General features: G+C 55.0%; 26 protein-coding genes. 7 read left to right on the forward strand and 19 right to left on the reverse strand.

Going from position 1 to position 24,574, the window contains the following annotated elements:
- Window positions 1-5: 5 nt before the first annotated feature.
- Window positions 6-1,256: a DUF4297 family anti-phage-associated protein gene (locus CFBP5473_RS12955; protein ID WP_027673782.1), complete on the reverse strand. Its 1,251-nt coding sequence runs from the start codon at window positions 1,254-1,256 to the stop codon at window positions 6-8.
- A gap of 125 nt (window positions 1,257-1,381) precedes the next feature.
- Here CFBP5473_RS12955 and CFBP5473_RS12960 point away from each other — a divergent pair, with 125 nt between their 5' ends.
- On the forward strand, window positions 1,382-1,801 hold the full coding sequence (locus CFBP5473_RS12960; protein ID WP_136954359.1) for a hypothetical protein: 420 nt from the start codon (window positions 1,382-1,384) through the stop codon (window positions 1,799-1,801).
- On the opposite strand, the gene CFBP5473_RS12965 is transcribed toward CFBP5473_RS12960, so the two are convergent.
- Complete coding sequence (locus CFBP5473_RS12965) at window positions 1,752-2,105, reverse strand: hypothetical protein (protein ID WP_027673780.1); 354 nt, start codon at window positions 2,103-2,105, stop codon at window positions 1,752-1,754. The genes CFBP5473_RS12960 and CFBP5473_RS12965 overlap by 50 nt on opposite strands.
- 443 nt (window positions 2,106-2,548) lie before the next feature.
- On the opposite strand from CFBP5473_RS12965, the gene CFBP5473_RS25080 reads away from it, so the two are divergent.
- The 5 genes from CFBP5473_RS25080 (at window position 2,549) to CFBP5473_RS12985 (ending at window position 8,480) form a co-directional block, all read left to right on the forward strand.
- Window positions 2,549-2,719 (forward strand): hypothetical protein, encoded by a 171-nt coding sequence (locus CFBP5473_RS25080; RefSeq protein WP_157835782.1) that lies wholly within the window; start codon window positions 2,549-2,551, stop codon window positions 2,717-2,719.
- A gap of 95 nt (window positions 2,720-2,814) precedes the next feature.
- Window positions 2,815-3,399: a hypothetical protein gene (locus CFBP5473_RS12970; protein WP_027673779.1), complete on the forward strand. Its 585-nt coding sequence runs from the start codon at window positions 2,815-2,817 to the stop codon at window positions 3,397-3,399.
- A gap of 73 nt (window positions 3,400-3,472) precedes the next feature.
- Complete coding sequence (locus CFBP5473_RS12975) at window positions 3,473-5,665, forward strand: DDE-type integrase/transposase/recombinase (RefSeq protein ID WP_051441146.1); 2,193 nt, start codon at window positions 3,473-3,475, stop codon at window positions 5,663-5,665.
- Complete coding sequence (locus tag CFBP5473_RS12980) at window positions 5,662-6,663, forward strand: TniB family NTP-binding protein (protein WP_051441145.1); 1,002 nt, start codon at window positions 5,662-5,664, stop codon at window positions 6,661-6,663. Before CFBP5473_RS12975 ends, CFBP5473_RS12980 begins: the two co-directional genes overlap by 4 nt.
- Complete coding sequence (locus CFBP5473_RS12985; protein WP_084631444.1) at window positions 6,663-8,480, forward strand: TniQ family protein; 1,818 nt, start codon at window positions 6,663-6,665, stop codon at window positions 8,478-8,480. The genes CFBP5473_RS12980 and CFBP5473_RS12985 overlap by 1 nt, the downstream gene beginning before the upstream one ends.
- On the opposite strand, the gene CFBP5473_RS12990 is transcribed toward CFBP5473_RS12985, so the two are convergent.
- The gene (locus CFBP5473_RS12990; protein WP_136954360.1) at window positions 8,459-8,674 is read right to left on the reverse strand and encodes a hypothetical protein; all 216 of its coding nucleotides are present in this window, start codon (window positions 8,672-8,674) and stop codon (window positions 8,459-8,461) included. The two genes, CFBP5473_RS12985 and CFBP5473_RS12990, sit on opposite strands and share 22 nt — an antisense overlap.
- A 148-nt stretch (window positions 8,675-8,822) precedes the next feature.
- On the opposite strand from CFBP5473_RS12990, the gene CFBP5473_RS13000 reads away from it, so the two are divergent.
- Entirely contained in the window at window positions 8,823-9,029 is a 207-nt protein-coding gene (locus CFBP5473_RS13000; RefSeq protein WP_037170675.1) for a helix-turn-helix domain-containing protein, read from the forward strand.
- A gap of 112 nt (window positions 9,030-9,141) precedes the next feature.
- Here the strand turns inward: CFBP5473_RS13000 and fliQ are convergent, their stop codons facing one another.
- The 16 genes from fliQ to CFBP5473_RS13080 all read right to left on the reverse strand — a co-directional run bounded on the left by fliQ (window position 9,142) and on the right by CFBP5473_RS13080 (window position 24,493).
- A complete protein-coding gene (fliQ, locus tag CFBP5473_RS13005) occupies window positions 9,142-9,408 on the reverse strand; it encodes a flagellar biosynthesis protein FliQ (RefSeq protein WP_027673776.1) in 267 nt (88 codons plus the stop codon).
- A gap of 108 nt (window positions 9,409-9,516) precedes the next feature.
- Entirely contained in the window at window positions 9,517-9,933 is a 417-nt protein-coding gene (gene flgD / locus CFBP5473_RS13010; protein WP_027673775.1) for a flagellar hook assembly protein FlgD, read from the reverse strand.
- Window positions 9,927-10,373, reverse strand: coding sequence for a flagellar biosynthesis repressor FlbT (flbT, locus tag CFBP5473_RS13015; RefSeq protein WP_027673774.1), 447 nt, complete (start codon window positions 10,371-10,373; stop codon window positions 9,927-9,929). The genes flgD and flbT overlap by 7 nt, the downstream gene beginning before the upstream one ends.
- On the reverse strand, window positions 10,370-10,717 hold the full coding sequence (gene flaF, locus CFBP5473_RS13020) for a flagellar biosynthesis regulator FlaF (RefSeq protein ID WP_027673773.1): 348 nt from the start codon (window positions 10,715-10,717) through the stop codon (window positions 10,370-10,372). The genes flbT and flaF overlap by 4 nt, the downstream gene beginning before the upstream one ends.
- Window positions 10,718-10,771: 54 nt before the next feature.
- Window positions 10,772-11,785: a flagellar hook-associated family protein gene (locus tag CFBP5473_RS13025; RefSeq protein WP_027673772.1), complete on the reverse strand. Its 1,014-nt coding sequence runs from the start codon at window positions 11,783-11,785 to the stop codon at window positions 10,772-10,774.
- Window position 11,786: 1 nt separating this feature from the next.
- A complete protein-coding gene (flgK, locus tag CFBP5473_RS13030; protein ID WP_027673771.1) occupies window positions 11,787-13,229 on the reverse strand; it encodes a flagellar hook-associated protein FlgK in 1,443 nt (480 codons plus the stop codon).
- 18 nt (window positions 13,230-13,247) lie between these two features.
- Window positions 13,248-14,513: a flagellar hook protein FlgE gene (locus CFBP5473_RS13035; protein ID WP_027673770.1), complete on the reverse strand. Its 1,266-nt coding sequence runs from the start codon at window positions 14,511-14,513 to the stop codon at window positions 13,248-13,250.
- Window positions 14,514-14,833: 320 nt separating this feature from the next.
- Window positions 14,834-15,505 carry a transcriptional activator Rem gene (gene rem, locus CFBP5473_RS13040; RefSeq protein WP_027673769.1) on the reverse strand — a complete coding sequence of 224 codons (672 nt, stop codon included), beginning with the start codon at window positions 15,503-15,505 and terminating at the stop codon, window positions 14,834-14,836.
- Between the two features lie 281 nt (window positions 15,506-15,786).
- On the reverse strand, window positions 15,787-16,368 hold the full coding sequence (locus CFBP5473_RS13045) for a transglycosylase SLT domain-containing protein (RefSeq protein WP_106389323.1): 582 nt from the start codon (window positions 16,366-16,368) through the stop codon (window positions 15,787-15,789).
- The gene (fliK, locus tag CFBP5473_RS13050) at window positions 16,298-17,806 is read right to left on the reverse strand and encodes a flagellar hook-length control protein FliK (protein ID WP_027673767.1); all 1,509 of its coding nucleotides are present in this window, start codon (window positions 17,804-17,806) and stop codon (window positions 16,298-16,300) included. The genes CFBP5473_RS13045 and fliK overlap by 71 nt, the downstream gene beginning before the upstream one ends.
- 1 nt (window position 17,807) lies before the next feature.
- Entirely contained in the window at window positions 17,808-19,046 is a 1,239-nt protein-coding gene (locus CFBP5473_RS13055) for a chemotaxis protein (protein ID WP_027673766.1), read from the reverse strand.
- A 9-nt stretch (window positions 19,047-19,055) separates the two neighbouring features.
- Entirely contained in the window at window positions 19,056-20,384 is a 1,329-nt protein-coding gene (locus CFBP5473_RS13060; protein WP_027673765.1) for a MotB family protein, read from the reverse strand.
- Window positions 20,377-21,021: a hypothetical protein gene (locus CFBP5473_RS13065; protein WP_051441143.1), complete on the reverse strand. Its 645-nt coding sequence runs from the start codon at window positions 21,019-21,021 to the stop codon at window positions 20,377-20,379. The genes CFBP5473_RS13060 and CFBP5473_RS13065 overlap by 8 nt, the downstream gene beginning before the upstream one ends.
- 174 nt (window positions 21,022-21,195) lie before the next feature.
- A complete protein-coding gene (locus tag CFBP5473_RS13070) occupies window positions 21,196-22,164 on the reverse strand; it encodes a flagellin N-terminal helical domain-containing protein (RefSeq protein WP_027673764.1) in 969 nt (322 codons plus the stop codon).
- Window positions 22,165-22,427: 263 nt separating this feature from the next.
- Window positions 22,428-23,306, reverse strand: a complete 879-nt coding sequence (locus CFBP5473_RS13075; RefSeq protein ID WP_027673763.1) for a flagellin N-terminal helical domain-containing protein — start codon at window positions 23,304-23,306, stop codon at window positions 22,428-22,430.
- A gap of 305 nt (window positions 23,307-23,611) precedes the next feature.
- The gene (locus tag CFBP5473_RS13080; RefSeq protein ID WP_027673762.1) at window positions 23,612-24,493 is read right to left on the reverse strand and encodes a flagellin N-terminal helical domain-containing protein; all 882 of its coding nucleotides are present in this window, start codon (window positions 24,491-24,493) and stop codon (window positions 23,612-23,614) included.
- Window positions 24,494-24,574 lie beyond the last annotated feature (81 nt).

Below are 24,574 nucleotides of genomic sequence, written 5' to 3' on the forward strand. Positions count from 1 at the left end.
TGTCCTCAGATAATTTTCGTGATTGTGGAGATGCTACTGACGGGGATCGAATACATCCGACTCTTTGGACCCGGCAGCGCCATGGTTGCAGGGCGTTTAAGGAAGAAGTCGTATATGTGGCACAACTTCCGCCCCACCCCATCCAGGACCTCCAGCAACTGGTCAACGTCGTCAACAAGACGAATCTCGATCTGGTGCTCATGGGTCTGTTGGCTATGAACGTGATCGATGCGGAATAGAGACCCGCGATATGGGAAACCGTCTACGAAAACTGTTCCAGTATCGAAAAGCTCGTTCTTCACTTGCATGATGAGTTGTTCATCCGCGCCGCGCAACAGGATGAATGGCGCGTAGCGCTCGGAACTCTGGATGCGGCGCTTCTTAGCCGAACTCCAGTTGTTGCCGATTGCCCTGAGTTGGTCGCAGACAACCGAAGCGTCGGTTGCCGCATCGCATTCAATGATGAAAGCACGGACGATTCCTGCGCCGTTCGTGGGCGAAAAGTACAGGCGCTTCATATGCTTCGCGTACTCGCTTGCATCCTTCTCCCGGAGAAGCCAGCGATTATGGATAGCTTGAGTACCTTTGAGCAGTTCCTGCAGGTCACGACGGGTGACCTTGCGGTCGTTGTGATCTTTTTTCGTGGCGAGTGTGGCGATGTAGTCGAAGGCCATTGGATAGTGAAAGCCTTCGGCCTCAAACGCGGAGACGTTTTGGTTTTTCCGTATTGTTTCGATGACGATGTTGCGATGTTCAGAAAATTCCGTCGAGATTTGTATGCTGAAGCTCTTGCAGAACGCCTCGATTAGCTCATCTGGTGCGGCCATGCCGTCGAGCAAAGACTTCTTTTCGTAGGATTTCGTACCGTCAGCGGCCTTCACTTCCTTCCGGTATTCCATCACCGATTTAAAGCGCTCGACCGAAAGCTCACCAATATCGATCTTGACTTCCGAAAAATGCCCGTACAGCAGGTATTTCCGGCCTTCGCGTCGTGCTTCTTCGAGCCCGTGAAAATGAACAAAGAGCTTATGCAGGGGATCGCGCAGCACCGAGTCTGTTAGGTTCTGCTCAGCGTAGTATTTTACCTGGCCGTAGATGACACCTTCATCGGTGTAGCGGTCGAAGTCTTCAATGCCCTCGATGACAACGCTCTCGTCCAGGCCCGCGTTCAGGATTTCGAGTAACGCTGCATCGAGCTGGTAGAAATAGCCCCTGATCGAAGCTGTTGCTTCGCGTTTTTTGTCGACTTCCAGCATACCACCCCCGAATCAATCCCCGATTGACATTATAGGAGAGAGGAAGCGTTAAACGCGAGTGAGCGTATTTGCGCCGATGGAAATCTTCAGCGAGAATCCAATGAATGACTTAGCGGATTAAGCTGATGAGTATCGACTATCTGGGTGCCTTACAGGCGGCAATCATTGAGCGGACTGAAAAGGCAAAGGACCCGGACTGGCAATGGACGTCAGAAGTCCCTTTCAGGGTCAGTATTGCCTTCAGTTGCGTTGAACGTGGAGATACCAATGGGTTGTCTACTTGGCTTCAGCGAATTGATGAAAACCTCATTATCGATCCCATTGGCAAGTATGAAGCTGCGGTCATTGATGCGAGATTGCTTTTGAATAGCTGGCAGCAACTCGAAGCTATACATGGCAACGGGGCACTGCTGGACTATGAGTATTGGCTTGAAAGCTCTCCCGCAGACGTCGTTGGCTTGGAGAGAATCGCTAACGCTAAGCGTTTTCAGGCCTCTAAAAACCGGGTGGCCGGTGACCCTTTGTGGGCGCTTCAATTTGGCTGATGACAACAGCTAGTTCGTCGATGGACGCTCTCTTGTAGGACTCTTTGCCATCCACTGTAAGCGTTAGAAAAACCCTGCTAGTGCTGAGCGAGAACTCCTTCTCGCACTTTGCTTCTGCTTCTTTCAGTGTCTCCAGCCATTTCTTTTGAACTTCTTTCGACGCCCTACTGTGAGCGACTTTTCCCAAAGCCTTGACCCGGCCGTCGTCGCCCGTGCCTACCGATTCTCCAGCGTTTCCGTCCAGGCTGACATAATACTCGCCCTCCGAGTCGTCGATTTTCTTGTATTTGATCGCGATGGTCATTTTTTGCCGTCAGATTCGTTTGAATTGCGGCGAGCCTAACGAGCAAAAGTTACCTAAACATTGGACGAGATGGCAATTACCCACAACCAAAAGAGGAAAACGAGCCTTTTTGCTCAGTTGCTGTGGCGAAAGTTCAGAGGTACGTGGCGAACAGCAACACTGAGGTGGTGGACACAGAGATGATACCGCCGCTCAAACCGTTGTGAGCCGTAAGCTCGGACTGCGAGTATAGATTTCGTTAACCATAGTTTGAACGCACAGATTCCCTCGCTAGACTCCCGGTACCACCTCTGACTATCTTCTGTTCCAGTTTCAAACACGGAGCCCCACGATGATACGCATCGTCAATCTAGGAACGACCTTCCTCAGCTCCATCTGAAGTAAGGACACTGTGTCCTCTACCTCCGGATGGGCTGCCACCCATGTGCGCCCAGGAGGTATCTATGCGCCCATCGAAAAATGTGCTGCACCATGTTTTGGTGCGTCGTGCCATCTTGACCGAATTGCGCTCCGGCAACGGAGAGGGCGTTCATTCTCGCTTCCAGGTTTTCCAGGATGGCGGGATTGATGCCGACAAAAACGCGATGGTCGGGATGCGTACGTCCAAATGGTAAGCGCGACCAGCTTTCCCCCCAATTCCCACGTTGAACCTGAGCATTGGGTGCCACCTCGTCTTCACGGTGGCGCACGCAACGTTCCTGTGAAACACATGCTGAAAACCAACGGCGCGTCGGTGTTCGACAATCGCCAGGTCCAGCATGAAAGCGAGCTTGAGCAGCAGGTATCTGCTGTCATCCAGGCCCGCCACGGCATCGTGGAAGTTCGTTCCCAATTTCCGAAGGTGACGTATGTCGACCCGGAGGGACATCTGCGGGAACACACCTTCGATTACTGGGCCCGGTTCAAAAGCGGCTTCCGTTTGGCCATTGCGGTCAAATACGAGCGCGAAAAAGCCGAACTCTACCCCGTCTTCGCTGGTGTCCAGAGAATACATCGCGCGCTGTTCGATGACATGAGAATCATGACTGAGCGGCACGCGACCAAGGACGATTTTCGCAATGCAAAGACCATCCTCTGGTCTCGCGAATTTCATGATGAGGGCCATGTACGCACGCTGTTGAGAGAGCTGCATGGGCAGAGCGGTAGCCAGATACAGTTCTTCCAGCTGTATGTGCCGCATGTCGAACGGACGGATCGCACCATCGCGATCTGGCGGCTGATCGATCTGCAAGTCCTCAAACCAGTTCAACGCGGCCGGGTCAATGAACTGACCTGGTTCACCATCAACCTCTAGCCAACCCCAATCCTGCCCTCACTCAGACACGTCGTGCCTGAGCACGGCGAAGCTATGTCCAAAGGAAATTAAGATGACCGAATACACTCCGATCACCGAAATGGGCCCGCTCGACCGTTTCACCTACCGTGGCACCAACTGGGTCCCTGTTGACTACGACAACAACGAATATCGTTTCCAACGGGAAACGGACCACCGTTTCGAGACGCGTATTTCCCATGCTGAAATCCGCCAGGCGCTGATGAACGACAAGGCATCGGTCCACTACAATTTCCACACCAAGACGGAGACGAGGCTGCGTCATCTCGTCGGCGACAAGCGCGTCGACGACTTCAAGCCGCGTGACGTGGCCATCGCTCGTTTCCACGAAGCGTTGATCCTTCGCTATGAGCAGCATTGCGCGGAAACCGGTCGCAAGTTCCCCCGTAGCGAGAAACTTGCGGGTCTGCTCAAGAAATGGAGCCTCGAAATCCAGATCGAGGCGCAGGAACTGACGGAACAGGATGGCACTAAGCGGAAAACGCGCTGCGATGCCAGCACGAGCTTTTTCAACACACCGTCCGTCCGCAGCTTTAACCGTCATTTTCGCGAGTACATGAGCTGCGGTCGTGATGTTCGCGCTCTCATTTACCGTCGCAATGGACCCGGGTTCCGCAATCCGAAGGTCGAGTGCGCCGAAAGCTATGCGATCTGGCTGGAGGAAGCACGCAACTATGCTAGCCGCCGCAAGCCGTCGAAGGCAAAGCTGCTCCGTGATGTCCATGCCCGCATCGCAGAGGAAAACAAAAGCCGTGTTGGAAAGGCACCGCTCATTACTCCCGGGCGCAAACGTTTCGAAGCTCTGATTGATGCCATGGACGAGTTCGAGGTCGTTGCGGGCCGCGAAGGGCTTCCCTACGCTCGCGCCCAGTTCAAGCCCAAAATGGATTCCTATGATACCGAGCGTCCCGGCGAACACGTCGAGATGGACGATTGGAACGCCGATGCCATGACGGCCATGCAGGGGTCCGGCTTTTGGCAAATGCTTCCGAAAGCAATTCAGGAATACCTGATGGAGAATCCGCAGCGCATCTGGTTCTGCGGTGCTGTAGACACGTCCACCAACTATGTGCTGGCACTCAAAGGAGGACGTAATCCGTCCTCGGCCCTTGTTGTCGATACCCTCGAAATGGTGATGACCGACAAGACGGATATTGCCAAGCTGGTGGGTGCGAAGACCCCGTGGTTCGGTGTTCGTCCTGAGGTGGTCTACACAGACAATGGTGCGCCCTACATTGCAGATGCGACGCGTGATGCATTCCTCATGTGCAAGATTGCGTTGACGCGTCCGCCCGCTGGTCAAGCTTGGAAGCGCCCCTTCATCGAGAGCCTGTTCAAAACGCTTGCGCGCGACATCATGATGTTCTTCGACGGGCGCACCTTCTCCAACGTGGTGGAGAAGAACGACTATGACGCTGAGAAAAACGCGGCTCTGGCAGTCGATGAGTTCATCAATCTGGTGATCCGCGCAATCTGCGACATCCACCACAATCGCCCGTCTGCACGCCTCAACAATCTGACCCCGCACGAAGCCTGGGTTCAGAAAACCAAAACCTACCGTGTGCGTGCCATGCCCGGACGTCATGAGAAACGCCACATCTTCGGTGTCATCAAGAAACGCATCATCGACAGCGCGGGCGTGACGGTTCACGGGATTCCTTACAACTCAGACGTTTTGCAAACCCTCCGCCGCAAGGATGGTTCGAAGGAGTACCCGGTGCGCACGCATCGCAACGATCTCTCGGCTGTGTCTGTCTATACCGGCGAAGGTTGGCTGACGGTCGAAAATTGCATTGGGATGCCGACGAACATCTCGCTGGCAGAATGGTACCTTGCCAAGCAGGACCTCAACCGCCGCAACGGGGTGAAGTCCGAAGCCAACCTGCCGATCATGTACGAGGCTATCAACGTCATGCGTCGTGCTGGTACCAGCGCTGCAATGCGCGCGGGAATCTCCCTTCATACACTACGCCCGGAAGAGATTTCGTACGCTACCGACCAGTTGTTCGAAGGCCGCCCGTTCACGGAGGAAGACGCGGTGAACGAAGTGGAACTGCACGAAGACGAAATCGCCTACGACCCGCTCCACGACGGCTACGTAGGTCCGCAGGGCGGTGAGTTCGCCGGTCCTCCGACCCCCGAGGAGATGCTGGAAAGCACGGCGGAAGCTCGCGCCTATTCCGACAACAACAATGACGAACCTTCGCATTTTGGAGAGATCGAATGACCGACGCCAGCATCGCCATGAACTCCCCCACTATGACCCCGTCGGACCGCAAGCTGCATCTCCACAAGCTGTACCTGCGCTACGCAAAATATCATGAGGTCAGCAAACACCTTGATGACCTCATTGCCAACGCGAAAGCCTGTCGTGAGGGTGGTGGCTTTAAGGAACGCGCCCTTTTCGTGATCGGTGAATCCAATACGGGAAAGTCGCGCATGCTGGAGGAGCTTTTCCGAGAGAAGCCGAGCTTTCAGCCTTACCAGGATGAGGAGGGCGAGTGGGTACGACCCATGATCAGCATTGAAGCGCCGTCGCCCTGCAGTTCCAGGGAACTCGCCCTGAAAATACTGAAGGAACTTGGCACGGTCGTCCGGAACAAACGAATTAGCAATCCAGAACTTTACGACTTCCTGAAAGATCAGTTGCGTGATCACAGGGTCGAGTACCTTCATATCGACGAAATGCAGGACACGGTGCTCCACAATACGGAACACGCTATCAAGTCGGTGCAAAGCGACGTGAAGAGCCTTCTCCAGATCAAGAACTGGCCGCTCCACGCCATCTTCTCTGGCGTCGATGACTTGGCAAACTTCATCAGCGGTGGTGATGATCAGCTGAGCAATCGCTCTAACACCGTTCGCCTTGAACTCTTGAAAGACCCAAGGGACCTGAGGGCGGCGGACCAGATTTTGTCCAATATCGTCGTAAAGCACGCAGGCCTTGAACCCGGCTGGACTGAAAAGGACGAGCTTCCGGCGCGCCTCATACTGGCAGGGCAAGGACGCTTCGGCACGATCTGTGACGACGTCAAAAAAGCCTGCTTTGCCGCGATGGACGCTAATCGCCGGAAGGTCACGCTGTCTGATTTTGAAGGTGTGTACCAAGTCCGCAAGGCCTGTCTGCGCGAGGACAACCCTTTCCGTGGAAGCAAGTGGCGGGACATCGTACCCCAGAACGCGCTCACCGACCTGCGTAAACCAGTTGCCAAACGAAAGAAGTAATGATGTTCGGTTTAAAGCTTGCCCGAGAAGTCGCTCTCCATGATGACGAGTGCCGCGTAATGTTCGTTTCCAGGATGGCGAAAGCCAACAGCTACCGTAATCTGGATGAGTTTTGCTGGATGACCAACCTGCCCCTGTCCGGGCTGCAGACCATGAATGATGAGACTGCGGGCTTGTTGTCGGCTTGGTCTGGCGTTCCAACACGACGCCTCCAAAGGTTTGCGCTAACCGGGCATAATGTGACGACCTTCGGGGCGACATCCGTCCGGCGGTCACAATTGGAAATGGCAACTCTCCGGGTTTGCCGCCATTGCCTTTGTCAGGACATGGCTGCAGGGCATGGTCGCGCGGTCACACGTCCTTATGTTCGTGCTGCATGGCGGTGGATGGTGATCGGCACATGCCCGATCCACGGGTGCGACCTGGAGGCAATCTCGGCTGGCGATATCACCGCATGGATTGCTCGGCGCGCTGACGCACTGGGTTTGAACCTTCCTGAAATTCGCGAGCCGGACCTGGCTGATGCCTACTTCTCTAATCGCGTGAACGGCGCAGGAAAGGCGTCCGAGTTTCTGGACGAACTCCCGGCCTATGTGGCGGCAGAGTTCTGCACCGTCATCGGGCATTTTCAAAACCTTCCTGAGGACGGACGTGCGCGAAACCGCATTCCGGATGGATTCATGAATGGCTCATGCCGCCGGGAGGGCTTCCTGATTGCCAAGCAGGGCAAAGAAGCGGTCCTGTCTTTTCTCTCCCACCATGTTCATGCGGCTATCGAAACTGCCACCGAATTCATGGATATCTATGGCGTAGCACGTCGTTGGCTGCGGAAGTTCGTGAATGACCCTGACTATCGACCGGTCGTTGAGCTGTTTCAGCGCCACGCCGAGCAGCACATTCCCATGGAGGCAGGCGATGTCTTCCTCACCGAAGTCAAGGAACGTCAAGTCCACACCGTTCGCTCTGCGGCCGTCAAGTACCAGCTTACGCCTGACCGGGTGAAGAACGTAATTGAGAAATACGGATACACTACGACCACCCCGGATGGTGGTATAAAGGCCGCACGCGTGTTTCCTCGTGCAGCTCTGCATGAACAGCTGGTCCTGGAGACACAGCTCCTCACGACATCTGAGGCAGCCAGCCTCCTGGGCTGCACATGGCAATTCCTTGATATCCTTCTGCAGCAGGGACACCTGCCGCATCATGCGAACTCGGAGGACTATGCAAGGGTATTCCGGCGCATCTCTCGTGAAAGCGTGGTAAGCCTCCTGGCACGGCTCAAGGCGCAACGGAACTGTGTGTCGCACGATGGCCTCGTCTCGATCCACATCGCCACAGCTATCTGCCATTGCAAGGTTCCCGAGATCGTTGATCTCATTTTCGGCGGCAAGCTGACAAAGGTGTCGTGGTCAGGCGATGAGCTGCTCCTTAAGAACCTGCTCGTTGATCCGCAGGAGGTCCTTCCGCACGTGGCCCTTGATGAGGCCGAGAACTATCTTGATGTAGCTGCGCTGGAGAAAGCACTGCGCACGACGACCGTCACCATCGACGAACTTCTTAAGCGCGAGGTCCTCCCGGTAGAGATGCGGCGTCATCCTCGCACTCGCGTCCACCAACGTTTCGTCCATCCGGTAGCCGTCGAGCAATTTCTGGATAAGCACATTTCGTTGAGCACAATGGCCCGTGAGAATGGCAAACAGATTGCCGGTTTGAAGCAGACGTTGGACAAGGAAGGGATCAAACCGATCTTTGAACCGACCGGCAAAATTGCCAGATTCTATCGAAGGTCTGACGTTCAACGGCTTGGATTGGCGTAACGCAGCATCCGGATACAGTTTTTAAAACCCGCGAAAGCGGGTTTTTCTTTGCCTATAAGGCTATTCCGGCCACCGATAATCGCACTTTCTGCAATGGGCAGATGAACGATTTTTCTCCGAAACCCCAGGAAACCTGGGCTCTCATATTCATCAGGGCCAAACTTTAGGGGCCGCACCATCTCGCTGATGACCACCTGATAATTCCGTCAATTCGTAAGGTTTGGCGAAACGAACAGCCTCGTTTCATATCGGTTAGAAGGAGCAATAAAGGTAAAGAAAGAGCATATCACTCTGCCTGCTGACCCGTCTGATGAAGAAGACTTCGATATTACAGCAGAAGCCATGGACCGAGGCCAGCGGGCGCGGTTGATTCGCAAGACAAGAACGGCTCTCGGCCTGTCCCAATCGGAGTTCGCGAGCCGCTTCCACGTTCCTGTTGGAACTTTGAGAGATTGGGAGCAAGCAAGAGCGACGGCCCCGGACTTCGCTGTTGCCTATGTACGCGTTATCGGACAGCACCCCGAGATGGTGGCGCAGGCTGTAGCTTAGGCCCGTTAAAATTCGTCCCAGGATAGCAGATACGGCTGATCTGGAATATTTCCGAGAACGTCACTGAAAACAGCGGCGTTACGTATCGCGACAGAGACCGCCGTCAACCGAGCTAGAAGCCAGACTGGACGCGTGAGAAGACCATATTGGTGAAAAGGGAAATCTGTGCGCCGACGAAGGGGGCGGACAAGGCGATTGCGACCATGACGGCGATGATCTTCGGAACGAAGGTCAGCGTCATTTCCTGGATTTGCGTCAATGCCTGAATGAACGCGATGATAATGCCGACCAGCATGCCCGCCAAAACAGCAGGACCGGCTGCGATCAGCACCGTCCAGATCGCATTTTGCATGATATCGAGAGCGTCCGCCTCGTTCATCTCAGTCCGCTCAGTCTATCCGGCGTCGCAACGCCGGATCATCGATTTGATCAGTGGCCTGCGTCATGCGGCCACTGCAAACCATGCTATACGATTCGACAGAACCCGTTAAGACGCTGTCTGAGAGATTTTGATGCCTTCGCCGATGGCGATCTTGGAGCCGGCAACGGTCGTGGCAGTCAAGCCGTCAGAGGTCACCTCTACCGAAGCAACCACACCAGATGTATTTCCGTCAGCGCTCGTAATCGTCTTGCCGATGTAGGACGAAGCGTTTGACAGCGACGAAGCGGAGATAAGGCTCTCCAGATTCGTGTTCATCTTGATCGACTGTTCGACGTTCGAGAACGTCGCAAGCTGGGAAACCTGCTCGGTGGCGTCCATTGGATCCGTCGGATCCTGGTTCTTCATCTGCGTGATGAGCAACTGCAGGAAGTTATCGTAATCCAGCGTCGCCTTGGCCGCATCGGTCTTGGCGGTGGACGTCGTGGTTGTCGTGGATGTCGTACCGGTGACGGCGTCTACCATGGTGCGATTTCCCTTCTCAGTTCGTTGACTACCGCCGGAGTGATCTCCTGGCTATTGAGGATCGCTTCTTCCTTGGCATAGAGGCCACGGATCGTCTTCAGCGCGTCGAAAGGACGACCGGAGGAAACGGTGGCATCTATGCGTTTCAATTCGGAACGGATTTCCTCGTTCTTGAATGTCGCAAGCAGCATCGTGATCGACTTGCGGAAGAGGGTCAGGGACTGCTCCTTGCCTTCCGGGTTGATCAGCATCATCTGCACGATGAAATACAGCTGGCGCAGAGGCGTCGTCGTATCCTCAAGCTGTAGAACGTGATTTTCAAGAAGAAATGTCACGTCATTGAGGAATTCGAGAGATACTTTTCTATCGACGCGCAATACCGCGCCGTTGATGAAGATCTTTTCCCCAGACTTCAAGGAAATCCGCAGTGTACTTTTCATTTTAATCCATCCTTGATGATGGTTGTAACGTCAATAATGCCCTGATAGTTCTTCGATTTGCGTTTGCGTATCTGTTCGCATTCCCGCAAAATCCAGATGGCGATGGAAATCAGATTGGCTTTCAGTTCCACGGGCAGCTCGTTCTCGGGTTGCTTGAGATCGTCTATGAACCGTGTCCAAACGCGTCTGGTGTAAAATATTGCCTCTATACCGTCCTTGCCGTAGCTCTCCCGAAGCTTGGCGACCTCCAAAAGCTCGATCGATCTTTCTAAAACCTGTCTTTCCCTATCACGGGCGATATTGGGGTCATCCTCCATTATCTCCGCATATGAAAACTGGAACATTTATCTTTCCTTCATGGCCCAATTTGCCGCCCGTCATCGGCGGTATAGTTCCTGCTAGAGGAAGTTCACGAGGCTAAGCCCCTGAATCTTCGAAGTAATCGTGTAGGAAGTCTCGACCTGGTTCAGCAGCGTGGTCAGGCGCGTCGACGCCTCATAGGTATCCACGCCGACGAGGTCGTTCAGCTGCGTATCGATAATGGTCTTCTGCGCGCTCATATAGGTATTCGCCTTTTCGACGCGCTCTTGGGACAAGCCTATCTGTGCGCGCTGAGTGTCGATGCCCGAAATGGCAGATCCAGCAAGTTTGGTCGTCGTATCGTTCACCACCGCCAGGGCACCGGTGCTCAATCCAGAGTTTACCAGCTGGGACGATATCACACTCGCCAGTACCAGGCTTTTGAAACCATCCGAGTTGGCGGTCGTGGATGTAGATACGGTTTCCGAAGTGCTAATGCGGCTGCTCATCGTCGTTTCCGACGCGCTGGTCCAGGAAGACCAGTCGAAGCCGCTCTGATAGTCCTCAAGGAACGTCTTCATATCGTCTGCAGTCGCAGATGATGGATCCGGAAAGGCTGTGTTGAATGCGTCGTTGAAATCCGTCGTGATGTCGCTGATGAAGCTATCACCCAACGTCTGCGCATCCGTATTGATGCCCGAGAACAGATACTCACCGTTCACAGCCGTATTGCCGTAGCTGGTGAAGTTCTCAAGAACCGAGGTCGCGGTGTTTGCCGCAACTGCAAGGCTGCTACCATCCGTGTTGCCGCTGAGCGCGATGACCGAATTGAGAAGCGTCTGCGCAGATGAAGACATGTTCTCCATTGCCAGCTGGGAAGCATCCATACGCTGCTCGGCAACCGAGTTGGAGTCGATGATGGACTGAAGCCGGCTGCTCTCGCGCGTGTAATCGAGACTTGTGGACGTTCTTGTCCCGAGCTCCAGTCCGGTATCGGCATAGGTGCCGGTCACGGCTTCTTTCTGAAGCTTGGCAATTTCCGTTTGGGCATTGGAGACGGTCAGCTGCATGGCGTTGCTAATGGTTTGAGAGGAGATGGAAGATGTTTTCATATCAGTTCGCTGCCTCCATCAATGTTTTCAGCAGGTCGTCAACGGTGGACATGAGTTTCGCCGCCGCCTTGTAGGATTGCTCGATATCCAGAAGCTGGATCAGTTCCTCGTCCAGATTGACGCCTGTCGCGTTGGAATAGGCTTCCTTGGACTTCGTCAGCATGGCGGACGTGTTTTCAGCAGCCGATGTAGCGTTGCTACGGTATTCCTCAACCCAACCGACCGAGTCCGTCGCAAAGCTCAGCAAGCTGGCATTGGTAGAAATTCCAGCCTTGGGATCGAACTCGACCTGAGTGCTCATGCCTGCGATATACTTGTAGAGTACGTCCGAATAACCACTCGATCCATCCGTGTTTGGACTGTCGCCCGCAATGCTGCCGTCGCGCAGCTTGGTTGTGTCAGATATTGCATCTGGCGAAACCGTCAGCAGACCGGCCAGCCCAGGAATGATTTCAGCGGTCTCAAAATCGACATCGGAGCCATCACTGGTCGTGAAAAGTCCGGCAATAGGATTGTCGGAACCGTCCTTTTCCGAAAAGGTGCTGATCAGACCGCGCGCGATTTCATCCAGTTGGGACTGGTAGCTTGGGTAAACTTCGTCACGCAGCTGAAGCAGCGCAGGCAGGCTACCCTTGGCATTCGTGTTGCTGCCGGAACCAGTCTTTACGGCGACGCCATCGATGTAGAGACTGTTGCCAACGGAATCCGCGTCGTAAGCGGCCTGAGGTTCGAAGGATACGTTTCTAGCCGTGGTTTCGAAAAGCGTCGTGCCATCAGTTGTGTAGATGACGACATCGTTGTTCGAGCGAACCGTGGTAGAAATACCGACGATCTGGGAGATTTGCTTGAGCAATCCCTCTCGCTGGTCGAGTGCGTTATTAGGATCCGCGCCAGATGCAGTAGCCGACCTAACAGCGTTGTTGGCCTGTTCGAAGTCAGACAGAAGCTGATTAAGCGTCTTTACCGTCGTGGCAATTTCCGTGTCAGCATCCGCTCTCAGATTTTGGACCGACTGAGTGGAAGTGTTCAGGGCATTGGCGACGTCTGTCGATGCGCTGATAACGGCAGAAGCAAGGGTCACATCGCTTGGCGAAGCCGCGTAGTTCTGCAAAGAGTTCTGCAGCGTTGCCAGATATGTGGATGGAGCTGCAGAGTATTCCTCGCCGCCGAGAACGACGCTCAACGAGTTCATGCCGTCGAGGAACTTCTGCTTGCCAGCATCGTCAGAACTTGCAGCGAGCGTCTGCTTTAGAAGCGCTGAATCTTCTGCACGTTCTACCTTTACGGTAATTGCACCCGTGGACGCATTGGTAGTGGTTATCGCTGCCCGGCGATTATAATCTGTAGAACTGGCGCTCGAAATATTGTTCGAGACGACAGCGCTCTGGAGCGCAGTATTGCTCAGAGTTGCCTTTGCTGTATTAAGCGCCGTGTTAAGCGACATCCACTCGTCCCCTAAGACTTATCGTACCAGATTGATGAGAGTTTCCATCAGATCGGAACCCGTCTGGAAGACCTTGGAATTTGCCGTGTAGCTGCGCTGAGCCTGGATCATCTCCGTCAGTTCGGTAGCGATATCGACGTTGGACGATTCAAGCTGCTTCTGATTGATCGTGCCGAAGCCTGTCTGACCGGCAAATCCGAGTGTTACGACACCGGACTCGGCGCTGGTCTGGAATACGTTGCCAGAGAGAACGCTAAGCTTATCCGGGCTTGCAACATCAGCAAGAGGTATCTGAAAGAGCGGCCTTGGCTGCGACTTTGCATAAGTTGCAGAGACAGTTCCGTCGGCAGAGATGGAGATGGACTGCACCTGTTCAGCTGGATTGCCGTTGATTGCGCCTTCTTCGATTACCGATGTAGATGCGGCAAATTGCGTCATGCCGGACAGATCCATCGTGATGCTGACATCATTTTCGGTATCATCGATCGTAAGTTCCGTGACATCAAATGTCTTTGTATCTGAATCGAAGACCATTGTGTCGGTTGCAACAGGCCCCTCGGAATACGGGAAACCAGTAGAGGACCCCTTCGACGAGTCGTAGACCGCGACGTCCCATGTGCCGTCGCCATTCTTTGCGAAGTAGAAGTCATACTTGATAGTATTGCCTAAGGAATCATAGCCAGTGGCTGAGGTCTTCACGACGCTGATTTGGTCCACGGTGACTGTGGACGTATTGTCGTTCAAATCTACCGTGGGATCCAGAATAGGCGCTGAGTCGCTGAGGTTACCAGTCAACGAACCGGTGGTGGAGGGCGTTGCCGTCATGCCATTGGCCTTGACGTTAACCGGCACAAGGCCGTCGTAACTATTGATAACGGTGGTCGGCGTTGTTCCGGTGTATTCATAGCCCAGCAACGTAAAGCCAGAGTCATTGACCAGATTGCCGTCAGAGTCTGCTGTGAACGATCCTGCGCGCGTCAGAAAAACGTTGCCTGCGGTATCCTGTACGACGAAGAAACCATCGCCCGAAATGGCAAGGTCTGTCGAAGACTGCGTTGCCTGAAGCGCGCCCTGCTGCGAGATAGAATAGTTGACGCTCGTAGACACGCCACCGGAGTTGTAGTTGCCGCCACTGGAAGAGAGGACCAACGTGGAAAAAGCAGTTGATGCTCCTTTGTAGCCGGTGGTGCTGGCATTGGCGATATTGTCACCAACCGTGCCGAGCTTGTTGGCCTGCGCGCCCATGCCGGATACGGCGGTTTTCATCGTTCCAAAAAGGCTCATGTCGAATCCTCTAATCCTGTTGGTAATGAAGTTAAGATGCGGGCCTTGCGTGAGGCTGTCTGCTTTCGTCGCTGATCGAAAATTTCATCGGTTGCGAGGTTGGCGGCAGGCAGGCTTGGCCCAGAAAGAAAGACCGGCAGAAGCCGGTCGAAACTGAAATACGCAATTGAATTGACGAGAGCATTTCCAGCAAAAGTGCGAAGCGGTTTTGCGTCTGGACAATTCGTAAAAACAAAGACTTAGAGCATTGAAGCGTTTTTGAGAAAGGCGAAAATGCTCTAAACAAAAATCGCGGGTTCCGTTGAAACCCGCGATGTCTATCAGGACCAGTCGATGCAGTATCCGAGGAACCGCTTCGAGTCGATTGGGTCGAAGCCCAGCTTCTTGCGCAGTTTCTTGCGCAGCTTGCTGATGTGGCTTTCAACCACGTTTTCTTCGACTTCCTCGTCGAAAATGCCGTAGATCGCGTTGAAGATTTGCGACTTGGAAACGCGACGTCCGCGATTGGCGATTAAGTATTCAAGGATACGGCGCTCACGGCGGGGAAGTGCAAATACTTCGCCGTTGACCTCCGGGTCGCGACCGTCCGAAAAAACGCGGATCGGGCCGATATCCGTAAACTGCGTAATCGCCTGAAGGCGGCGGCGAATGGCCGCTGCCCGTGCAAGGATTTCACGCGGATGAACCGGCTTGCGCACGACATCATCCACACCGCAATCGAACAGGGCCAGTGTTGCGTCGAGCGAGTGCTGATCGCTGACTGCAATAACCGGTGCCTGCGAACGATCACGGATCGTTCTTGGGAGTTCATGCGTTGTCTCTGCCTGGCCGATCAGAAACGCTTCAATCGCAGCGATGTCCGAGTCCGCTGCGGTGTTAACCCACTCTCCAAATTCTGCTGGATCAAATCCAGTCGAGGGAATTCCCTCTCGCCCGAAAAGGGCTGTGTACCCGTCCTTAACGAGCTTTCGCTCATCAACTACCACGATCATTCGTCCGCCTCCGAATCAGTGTAGCTCACCTACGTCCTAGGGTGTACGAATCGGGCGAATCTCCCACAATTATGGGAAAACACAGGTACAAATTAATAGTTGATTAACCATATTGTGCTGATTTGAACTATATATAGTATGCCTTCGCTCAAATTAGGATATTTTTTTGTGGGATAAGGCTGTGGAAAATATCTTGGGGATTGACTCGTCACATTTGACGGAATCCTGCCTCATTTCCCGGAAGGGCTAATCCAAAGAGGTTAACAACAACTTAAAGTTGGTTAGCTCTGGCAAAAATTTCGGGCGTTGGCGGTCCATTGACCGTAGCCGGTGGCAACCAGATTGCTGATCACACGGCAGACATAGCGCTGCTGGGCGGGGTCGTTGTTTGGACCTGCGTGGTATCTTGCTACCGCCATCGTCCAGGTCTCATGCCTGTCGTGGAGCCGCCTTAGAAACTTTGCGGCATAGGCAACGTTCTTCGCCGGGTCGAACATCTCGCCGATGGAGTTGAATTCGGTGCCATGAAAATAGACATTGATCTGCATGCAGCCAATATCGATCAGCTTGGCACCGCGTCGCTGCGCATCCTGTACCAGCTGATAGGCCTCGTTCAGACTTGCCGGGAAGTAAGCCTTGCCCTCGATGTTGATCGCATAGGGGCTCAGCGAGCCCTTGCGGCCCGTCTCCGTCAATCCCACGGAATAGAGAATACCCTCAGGAATGTCGTAGCTGCCCGCCGCACTGTGGATCTGCCGTTCGCATTCCACAGTGGCGACCGGTTGGGAAGCCTCACAGGTAAACGTGGTCAGGACGAGCGCTGGTAACGCGATCAAGTGCTTCAGGCTGAACCGAAATATCATTGCTGCTTATTTCCTCGGAGACGCTGGTGCGTGATTGCCGATAGAACTGTTCCTGCGACCGCTCTTCGTTGCCGCGCTGGCTGCCCTGCTGGGCGCTCTGCTGGTTCATATCGCCCTGCTGCCTGTTGGCAGTGGCGCTATCCTGACGATCGGCACCGGTGGCGACCGAAACAGTTACCTGATCCACGCTGAAGCCTTGAGCCTTGAGAGCGTCCATGATGCTGGAGCCATCCTTCTGCAGTTCCGCATAACCCTTCAGCGTGTGGGCCGTGAGATGAACGCTCAGCTCATCGCCGACCAGTTTCAGCGCCGCGGTTACGTGGCCAAGCTCGACCGGGTTCATCTGGATTTTCAGCGTGTGGACCACTTGGCCAGTGCTGGTTACCAACGGCGTCGAACTGGTCTGGCCGCTCATGGCAGTCGCCCAATCCGGATCGGAAGTGACTGCCGATGTGATGGCAGCCGCGTTGGCTGTCGGTGCCAGCGCAAGATATCGGCGACTATCGACCACCTGGACGACGTCCGTATGTGCGCCCGATGCCATGGAAACATCCACCTTCACCTTACCATCTTCGGCAGCGGCGATATGCATATCGATAGAAGGTGCATTTTCCTTCGTCAGCTTTACGACGGTCGTGGAGGCAGTCGCGTCACCGTCCACCGCAGTAGTGCCATCGGCAAGACCCGCCAGGCCGGTCAACGCGCCCTTTGCCGGTTGCTTATCATCGGAGCCGCCAACAGCTGTCGCGGCTTGCTCTTTCGGCATCGTGCTTGCCGCTAGAAGCGATAGAAGGTTATCGTCGGCTATGGGTGTATCCGCCGCGTCACCCTCTTCATCCGTCGTGTCTTCGACTACGCCCTCGGCATCTTCTCCCTCGGCGGTCGCCTCAAGAGGCTTGCCATTTGCCAAAGCGTTGACAAGCTTCGCCAGATCGCTGAGCGCATCCGTGATGCCCGCGATTTCGCTCTGGTCCAGCGGCTCCGTCGGCATCGCGACACCCGTCTGTGGCAGGGCGGTAGCGGCAGGAACTTCGCCGGTGGCCGCCGTCAGAGCGCCTCCCAATGAAGTCGTGTCTGGGAGGCCCTTCACAGCTGGAAGTGTCGTCGCAGGTTTCGCAGCCGCCGCGTTGGCTGGCGTCGCACTTCCACTCGTCTGCGATGCGGTCCCGTTATTGGCCGTCGTTGACTGCGAAGAGGCCGATGAAGCCGTGCTGGCGCTGCTGCTGGTCGTGCTGCTGGCGCTGGAGGAAGATGAGTTCGATGCAGCCGAACTCGACCCGCTGCTGGAGGGCTGGGATGCGGTCGGCTTCTTGTCGAAGGAACCGAGCGTATCGGAAAAACCGGAACCGCCCTGGTTAGAAGATCCGCTCCTATCCTGCCGGGCATTCACCTTCGCCGTATCGGACGGGTTGGGCATGAGATTGGTGACAACGTTCATTTCATCTCTCCTCCAGCTTCAACAGGGAATCGATCTCGTTCAGCCGAGCGCGGTTCTTGTCGAAAAAGGTTTTCAGCGGCACCGCATCCTGGGTGCTCGGGGAAGAGCCGCTCACGGGCTCTACGGCAGCGGGCGCACGGGGATCGTCGCCGCTGGCAATCATTTGGTTTTCGGCAGCATTGCCTGCGCGTGAGGTGGCCGGATCCCGCACGATCTGTTCGGCGATTGCTTTTGCAGCATCACGCAGGGCCAGATCACGCGGCGACAACTCGTCGGCGGGAATGCTAGACAGCGCCTCATTGGCAATCTCGACGGCATCGCTCGAAACATTGGCCAAGCCGGAATAGAGTTTCGATAGCGCTTCGCGCGTCTTGTCGCCGGTTTCGTCGGAAAGAGCATTCGCCTTTTCCGTGGCAAACTGCGCCAGTGGCACCTGACCTCGCAGCGAAGCCTGCCGGGCTATGCGCAGATAGACTTCCTCCGCGCGCTCGGCATCCATCAACTCCGCAATTTCTTCCACATCCTGCGTCGTCACCGGGCCGTAGTTCTCGATCGTAAAGCTCACGAAAAGATCGGCGAATTGCGATGCGTATGGCGAATGCAGAAATCGCACCGCGTATTTCCGGATGTAGATCAGGCCCTTTTCATGCTGCTTCGCCTGCATGGCCGCCGCAATCGAACGGCGCAACGCGGCCTCTTCGATAATCGTTCCGGGAGCCGTCAGTCTTGCATCGTCAAAGAAGGCGAGAGACGCTACCGGATCGCGGTTGATTGCGATATTGCCCGCAATCAGCATCAGGTAGGGTCCGAGCCGGTTTTTCTGATATTCAGGGATCAGATCGGCCACGACCTTCTCTACCTGCCCACCCCGACCGGTGAAATATTTCTGCAAGACGTTGATGACGCGACTGTCGAAATAGCCCTGCACATCACGCGCGACGAGATAATCCAGCGTCGCGGGATTACCGCCACTCATGATGTATGCCAAAGCCGCATCGGCGTTTTTGGAATCGGAAAAGATCGACGGATCCGAGGTCCGAAGCGTCGTGTCGAAGGTTTCGAGCAGATATTTCTGCATATCGCGCGCGGCATGATCGCCCATCACCACCGAATCCTGCACGAACTGCAAGGAACGCAGAATTTTCGATGGCGGCAGATCGCTCTGCGCATGGCTTGTGCCCGCCCCCAGAAGCCCGGAAGCGCTCATCAGCAAAGCAGCAATGTGAGTGGCTCTCATCATTGTGTCGCCTCAACCGTCCTCTAGCAGAATTTCGATACGGCGGTTCGCGCCATTCAATGGATCGTCAGAGCTTTGCAGGCGGCGGTCGGCGAAGCCGGACAGCTGCTTTATGCGCGTTTCATCCAGCCCGCCGCGCACCAGCATGTAATAGGCTGCGTGCGCGCGATCCATGGACAGCGTCCAGTTGTCCTTGCCACCGCTATTATAGGCGCGACCATCCGTATGGCCGCGAATAACCACCGCACCCTGCTGCTTGCTCAGCACTTCGCCGATCTTTGCCATTGCAAGCACAAGGTTTCTCTGCGGCACGGCAGAGCCGACATCGAACATCGCATTGCTTGCCTTTTCCGAAATGGTAATCAGCGTTCCACCCTCGGCAGGCGTCACCACGATGCCTTCCGCCAATTTGCCGGCAACACCGGCGACCTGCTGGGAAATCTCGTCGCGCAGTTCTTTTGCCGTCTTGTCCTGAGCTTGTGACGGCTTCGGCTGAGCATCCGGCTTTGCTGGAGCGACATCCGGCTTGGCCTGCGGTGTGGCTGCCGCGACTTTTACAGGCTTTGCATCCTGAACATCCGTCGCGTCATCTGAGACTTCCGCAGTCGCTTGCGCCTTCGCGTTTGGAGGGAGCCCCAAGTCGTTCGGGTCTCCAATAATGCCTGCAACATCCTGCTTTTGCGCTGCCGCCTTTGCATCCTGAGGCTTCGGCGCCTTCTCCGGCAGGCTCGTATCCTGCACCGAAATGGCGTTCGGCTGATTTGGTACGTCTACCTGCTTGCTCCAGAAGTCCGGGTCGAAAGGATCGCGATATGCCTCACCGCCAGAAGCACCGGTCGCCGGGCCGGATTCGGCTGCGCCACCCTCGCCCTTCACGCTGATATTTGCCTGCTGGCCAACTTCCTGCGCAATTTCTGCAAGAACGGCATAAGGGTTTTCAAAAAGGGCCTGTTCCGAGTAATTGACATTTTCGCCCGAAGACGAGGTCATATCCTGACCGCTGGCAGCAGCGTCACCTTCCCGAGGCTTTTCAGCCTTGGTTTCGGATTTCTGCTGATTTTCCTCGCCCTTGGCGGTTTTGGCGGGTTGCTTCAAGCCGCGTTCCGCGGGCTTCTCATCCGTCAACTTGATCGGGTTGAAATAGCTCGCGACGGAGGCCTTCGTCTCTTCGTTGGAGGCGTTGACCAGCCACATGACGAGGAAGAAGGCCATCATCGCCGTCATGAAATCGGCGTAAGCGATTTTCCAGGCACCACCATGGGCACCGTCATGACCGCCCTTGTGGCGTTTCACGATGATGATTTCGTTCTTGCCGTGGTGGTGATTTTCGCTCTCACTCATCCGACAATCCTCTTAGGGTCTGGAAAAACTCTGCCAGTCTCGTCATCAAAACCGAACTATCCATTTGAACTTGAATATCAATATCGTCCGAAGCATCGTAATCGATGTGGTTGTCGACATCCCGCAGGTCTTCGCGCATCTTCGTCAAAAGACGGTCGGGACCGCTGATCCTGATCGTGCCTGCAAAGCCGCCCTCGATCTCGCGAAGCACCTGCTGAGAAAGCTCTGACGCGGCCCTTTCGGCCATGTCACGCTCCATAAGATTCGCGAAAAGCTTGAAGCATGCATCTTCGACATTCGACGCGATTGCCTGCTTCATGGAGATGACGGAAGTCGCAAGGTGCCCGGCAATCTCATCCTCGAACCTGACGCGCTGGGCTTCCAGCTCTTGCTGGTGCTGGGCTTTCAGGGCTTCCAGTTCGGCCTCATGCTCGGCACGGAGCTTCTGCTGCGTGACTTCCTCAGCCTCCGCAGCGGCTTTTCGCTTTTCTTCTTCGATATCGACGGCTGGCTCAGGCTCAATCGCCCAATCATCGTCGAGGGACAAGGCCGGCATCTCGATGGCGAGCGGCGCAGGCTCTTCCGCCGGAACGAACTGGCTGAAGTCCTTGAGATATTTAGTCAGCGCTTCACTCATCGACGCACCCGGCACCAGACATGGCAGTTGTCTTCTTCAACTTGAGAAGGGCCCGCGTTCATCCGCAAGCCGTTTGGTGCTGCCAGAAGGACTGCTTCAAAAAGCACCCCGCACAATGGCAGCTATTCAAGGATGCAAGCTAGAGAGCCAAACTTGTGCGAGGATGAAGCCACCTTAAGCGAAGAGATTGGCGAGGCTCTTGCGATGGCTGTTCGCCATCGAAACCACCTCGACCGCCAGGTCGCGCTGGGTTTTATAGGCGGTGAGCTTGGTCGACTCCTCTTCCATGTTAGCGTCAACGAGACGGCTTACGCTGGTATCCAGCGATTTGTTCAGCGCGCCGACGAATGTCGTCTGCTGATCGATTCGGTTGGACATGGTGCCAAGCGAACTGCCGAGCTGGTTGAGCCGAGAGGAAATCTCGCCAACGACGGCAACCATATCGTCCAGTTCTTCCTGGGTCGTATCGTTGGAGATGGAAATTTCCTGCCCGGTGGTGCCGGAGGCGGCATCGACGTCTACGAGATAATACTCGCGTGAACCGGTGGACGTGCCATCGGGGTTCAAAGCGCTGGCATCTATCGTCTTGGTGAGCAGGCCTCTGCTTGCATCGCTGGTATCGACCATGGTCGTTTCAGCCGTGGGAACGGTCAGCGACTGAAGCGTCACACCGCCGTCTGCACCCTTCTTGTAGGAATAGGGAATGGACCGGTTTTCGGCCAGTTGGTCCGAGGTATTATACAACCAGTTATCGCCGGAAAAGCTTGCGGCCTGAGCGACGGAAACAAGGTTGCTCTTTAGAGCCGTTATGGATTTGTTGATAGAATCCCGATCTGTTCCCGATTCATAAGCGGTCGTCAGCTGCGTCATGATCTGGTCGACGATGTCGATCATGGAGTTGACGCCTTCATAGGCCGTATCGGCTTTGGAGGCACCGAGGTTGAGCGCGTCACCCACGCTGCTCAAGACACTTCCTTCCGACTTCAAGTTCGTGGCAACGGACCAATAGCCAGCATTATCCGCCGCCGAACCCACCTTGAGGCCGGACGTCGTTCTCTCCTGCGTCTTTTGCAAAGTATCGTTGCTGAAAAGAAGCGTTTGAAGAGCGCTCTGCACGTAGCTTGAGGAAATGATCTTTGTCATGGCACCAATATCGCGACGAGTAGAAGGACATGCCATGCTCTGGCGGTATACGCTCTCATCATGAAGAGGTGCGAAGCAGGCCGGCGCAACCGGTTAACCTTGAGTTAACCAAAGGCGAAACCCCGCGCAAGTGAATTACCACGCGAAGCTATGGCGAAGCTTGCGTCAGGTAAAAAATCACGGGAGATCAAACCCTTGACCTTAATACAAAAGGCCGCGCTCCGGTGGAGGCGCGGCCAATCCTGTTATCCCCGTGCCCAGACTTACTGCTGGAAGAGCGAGAGAATGTTCTGTGCGCTGGAGTTCGCAATCGACAGAGACTGGATTGCCAGCTGCTGCTGCGTCTGGAGCGCGGAAAGCTTGGCCGATTCCTCTTCCATGTCTGCGTCGATCAGGCGGCTGACACCCGATTCGATGGCGTCGGAAAGCTTGGCGGAGTAGGTATCCTGCAGATCGACGCGGGTCTGAAGAGCACCGATAGCAGCGGCAGCGTCCGTCAGCGAGCTCATGGCGTTCTCGACGGTTGTCATGAAGCCATCGATATCTTCCTGCGTCGATTCGCTGGTCAGCATGATGGTCATGACGTCGCCCAGAAGGCCGCCCTCACCCACGCCATCGGAGATCGTTTCGAACATTGCGTAAGATGCAATTGCGAAGGTTGCGGTGGTAACTTTTACCGTACCGTCATTCTGACGAATGAAGCCGTCAACAACGCTTGCCTGCGTCGAGTCGCCGGTCACCATCCAGTTTTCGCCGGAGAAGGACGCGCCCTGAGCAATTGCGGAAAGCTGCTCTTGAAGCTTGCTGATTTCGAGCTGAATCTGTCCCTTGTCCGTGGATTCTTCGGAGGAAGTCACGAGCTTGGACTTGATTTCGTCAACGGCGCTGATCGCGCTTTCCATCGCAGCGTAAGCCGTGTCAACCTTTGCAGCGCCAACACCAAGCGCGTCGGATGCGGCGTTCAGCGCCTTGTTGTCCGAGTTCATGGTCGTGGAGATGGACCAGTAAGCGACGTTATCCTTGGCCTGTGCGACCTTATAACCGGACGAAACGCGATCCTGCGTGCCGGAGAGATCGGTATTGATCGAACGCAACGTCTGGAGGGCGGACATCGCGGAAGTGTTGGTCAAAATACTGGTCATCTAATTGGCCCCTTTGGCAATCTTTATAAGAAGGGACATTCCGGTCTTGCCGGGAAACGCGACAGGCAGCTTCATGCTTACCGACCTGTTCGTTCGGTGCGCTGTTTCGATGACCACAGAAAACAGCCTTATGGTTAACAAAGCTTTAATCGTAGGAGTTTTTTTACCTAGATGAACGCCAAGTTAACAACAGATCTGAGCGTTAATATATGCTAACTATTTGTAAATAAATGACTTTAATCCTCCCAAGAAAAACAAAAAAAAGCCGCGCAGAAGCGCGGCTTTTTCTAAACTTGAAGCTGAAATTAACCTCTGAAGAGGGTAAGCAGGTTCTGCGAGCTGGAGTTTGCAATCGACAGGGACTGAACTGCAAGCTGCTGCTGCGTCTGCAGAGCGGAAAGCTTGGCTGATTCTTCTTCCATGTCGGCATCGACCAGGCGGCTTACGCCCGACTCGATTGCGTCGCTCAGCTTGCTGGAGAAGTCGTCCTGCATATCGATACGGGTCTTGAGCGCGCCAAGAGCAGCAGCACCGATCGTCAGCTTGTCGAACGCTGTCTGAACGGTCGTCATGAATGCGTCGATGTCGCCCTGCGTTGCGGAGCTGTCCAGAACGATGTCCATAACGCTGCCCAGAACGCCGCCGCTGCCCTTGCCATCGTCAATCGTGGCAAACATTGCATAGGTGCCAGCTTCGTGCGTGGCAGTCGTTACCTTAACGGTGCCATCCGAATTGCGGATGAAGCCATCGACAACAGTCGTTTCAGAGCTGGAGTCGCTCTGGATGACCCAGTTTTCGCCGTTGAAGGATGCAGCCTGGCCGATTGCCGTCAGCTGCTGCTGAAGCTTGGTGATTTCGAGCTGGACCTGATCCTTGTCGACGGAAGTTTCGCTGGCAGTCGTCAGCTTAGCCTTGATTTCGTCTACGACGTCCAGAGCGCTGTCCATGGCGGCGTAAGCGGTGTCGACCTTTGCAGCACCAACGCCCAGAGCGTCCGTTGCAGCGTTCAGCGACTTCTTGTCGGAATTCATGGTGGTGGAAATCGACCAGTAGGCCACGTTGTCAGAAGCCTGACCGACCTTCTCACCAGAAGAAACCCGATCCTGAGTCGTAGAAAGATTGGAGTTGATCGTGCGCAGCGTCTGCAGTGCAGACATAGCAGAAGTGTTGGTCAAAATGCTGGTCATAGTATTAATTGCCCCTTTGGCAAATATAATTGAAGGGACATTCCGGTTTTACCGGTAAACGACAATCAGCCTCATGCCTGC

Origin of the sequence: Agrobacterium larrymoorei (assembly GCF_005145045.1) — a bacterium.
Classification (GTDB): Bacteria; Pseudomonadota; Alphaproteobacteria; order Rhizobiales; family Rhizobiaceae; genus Agrobacterium; species Agrobacterium larrymoorei.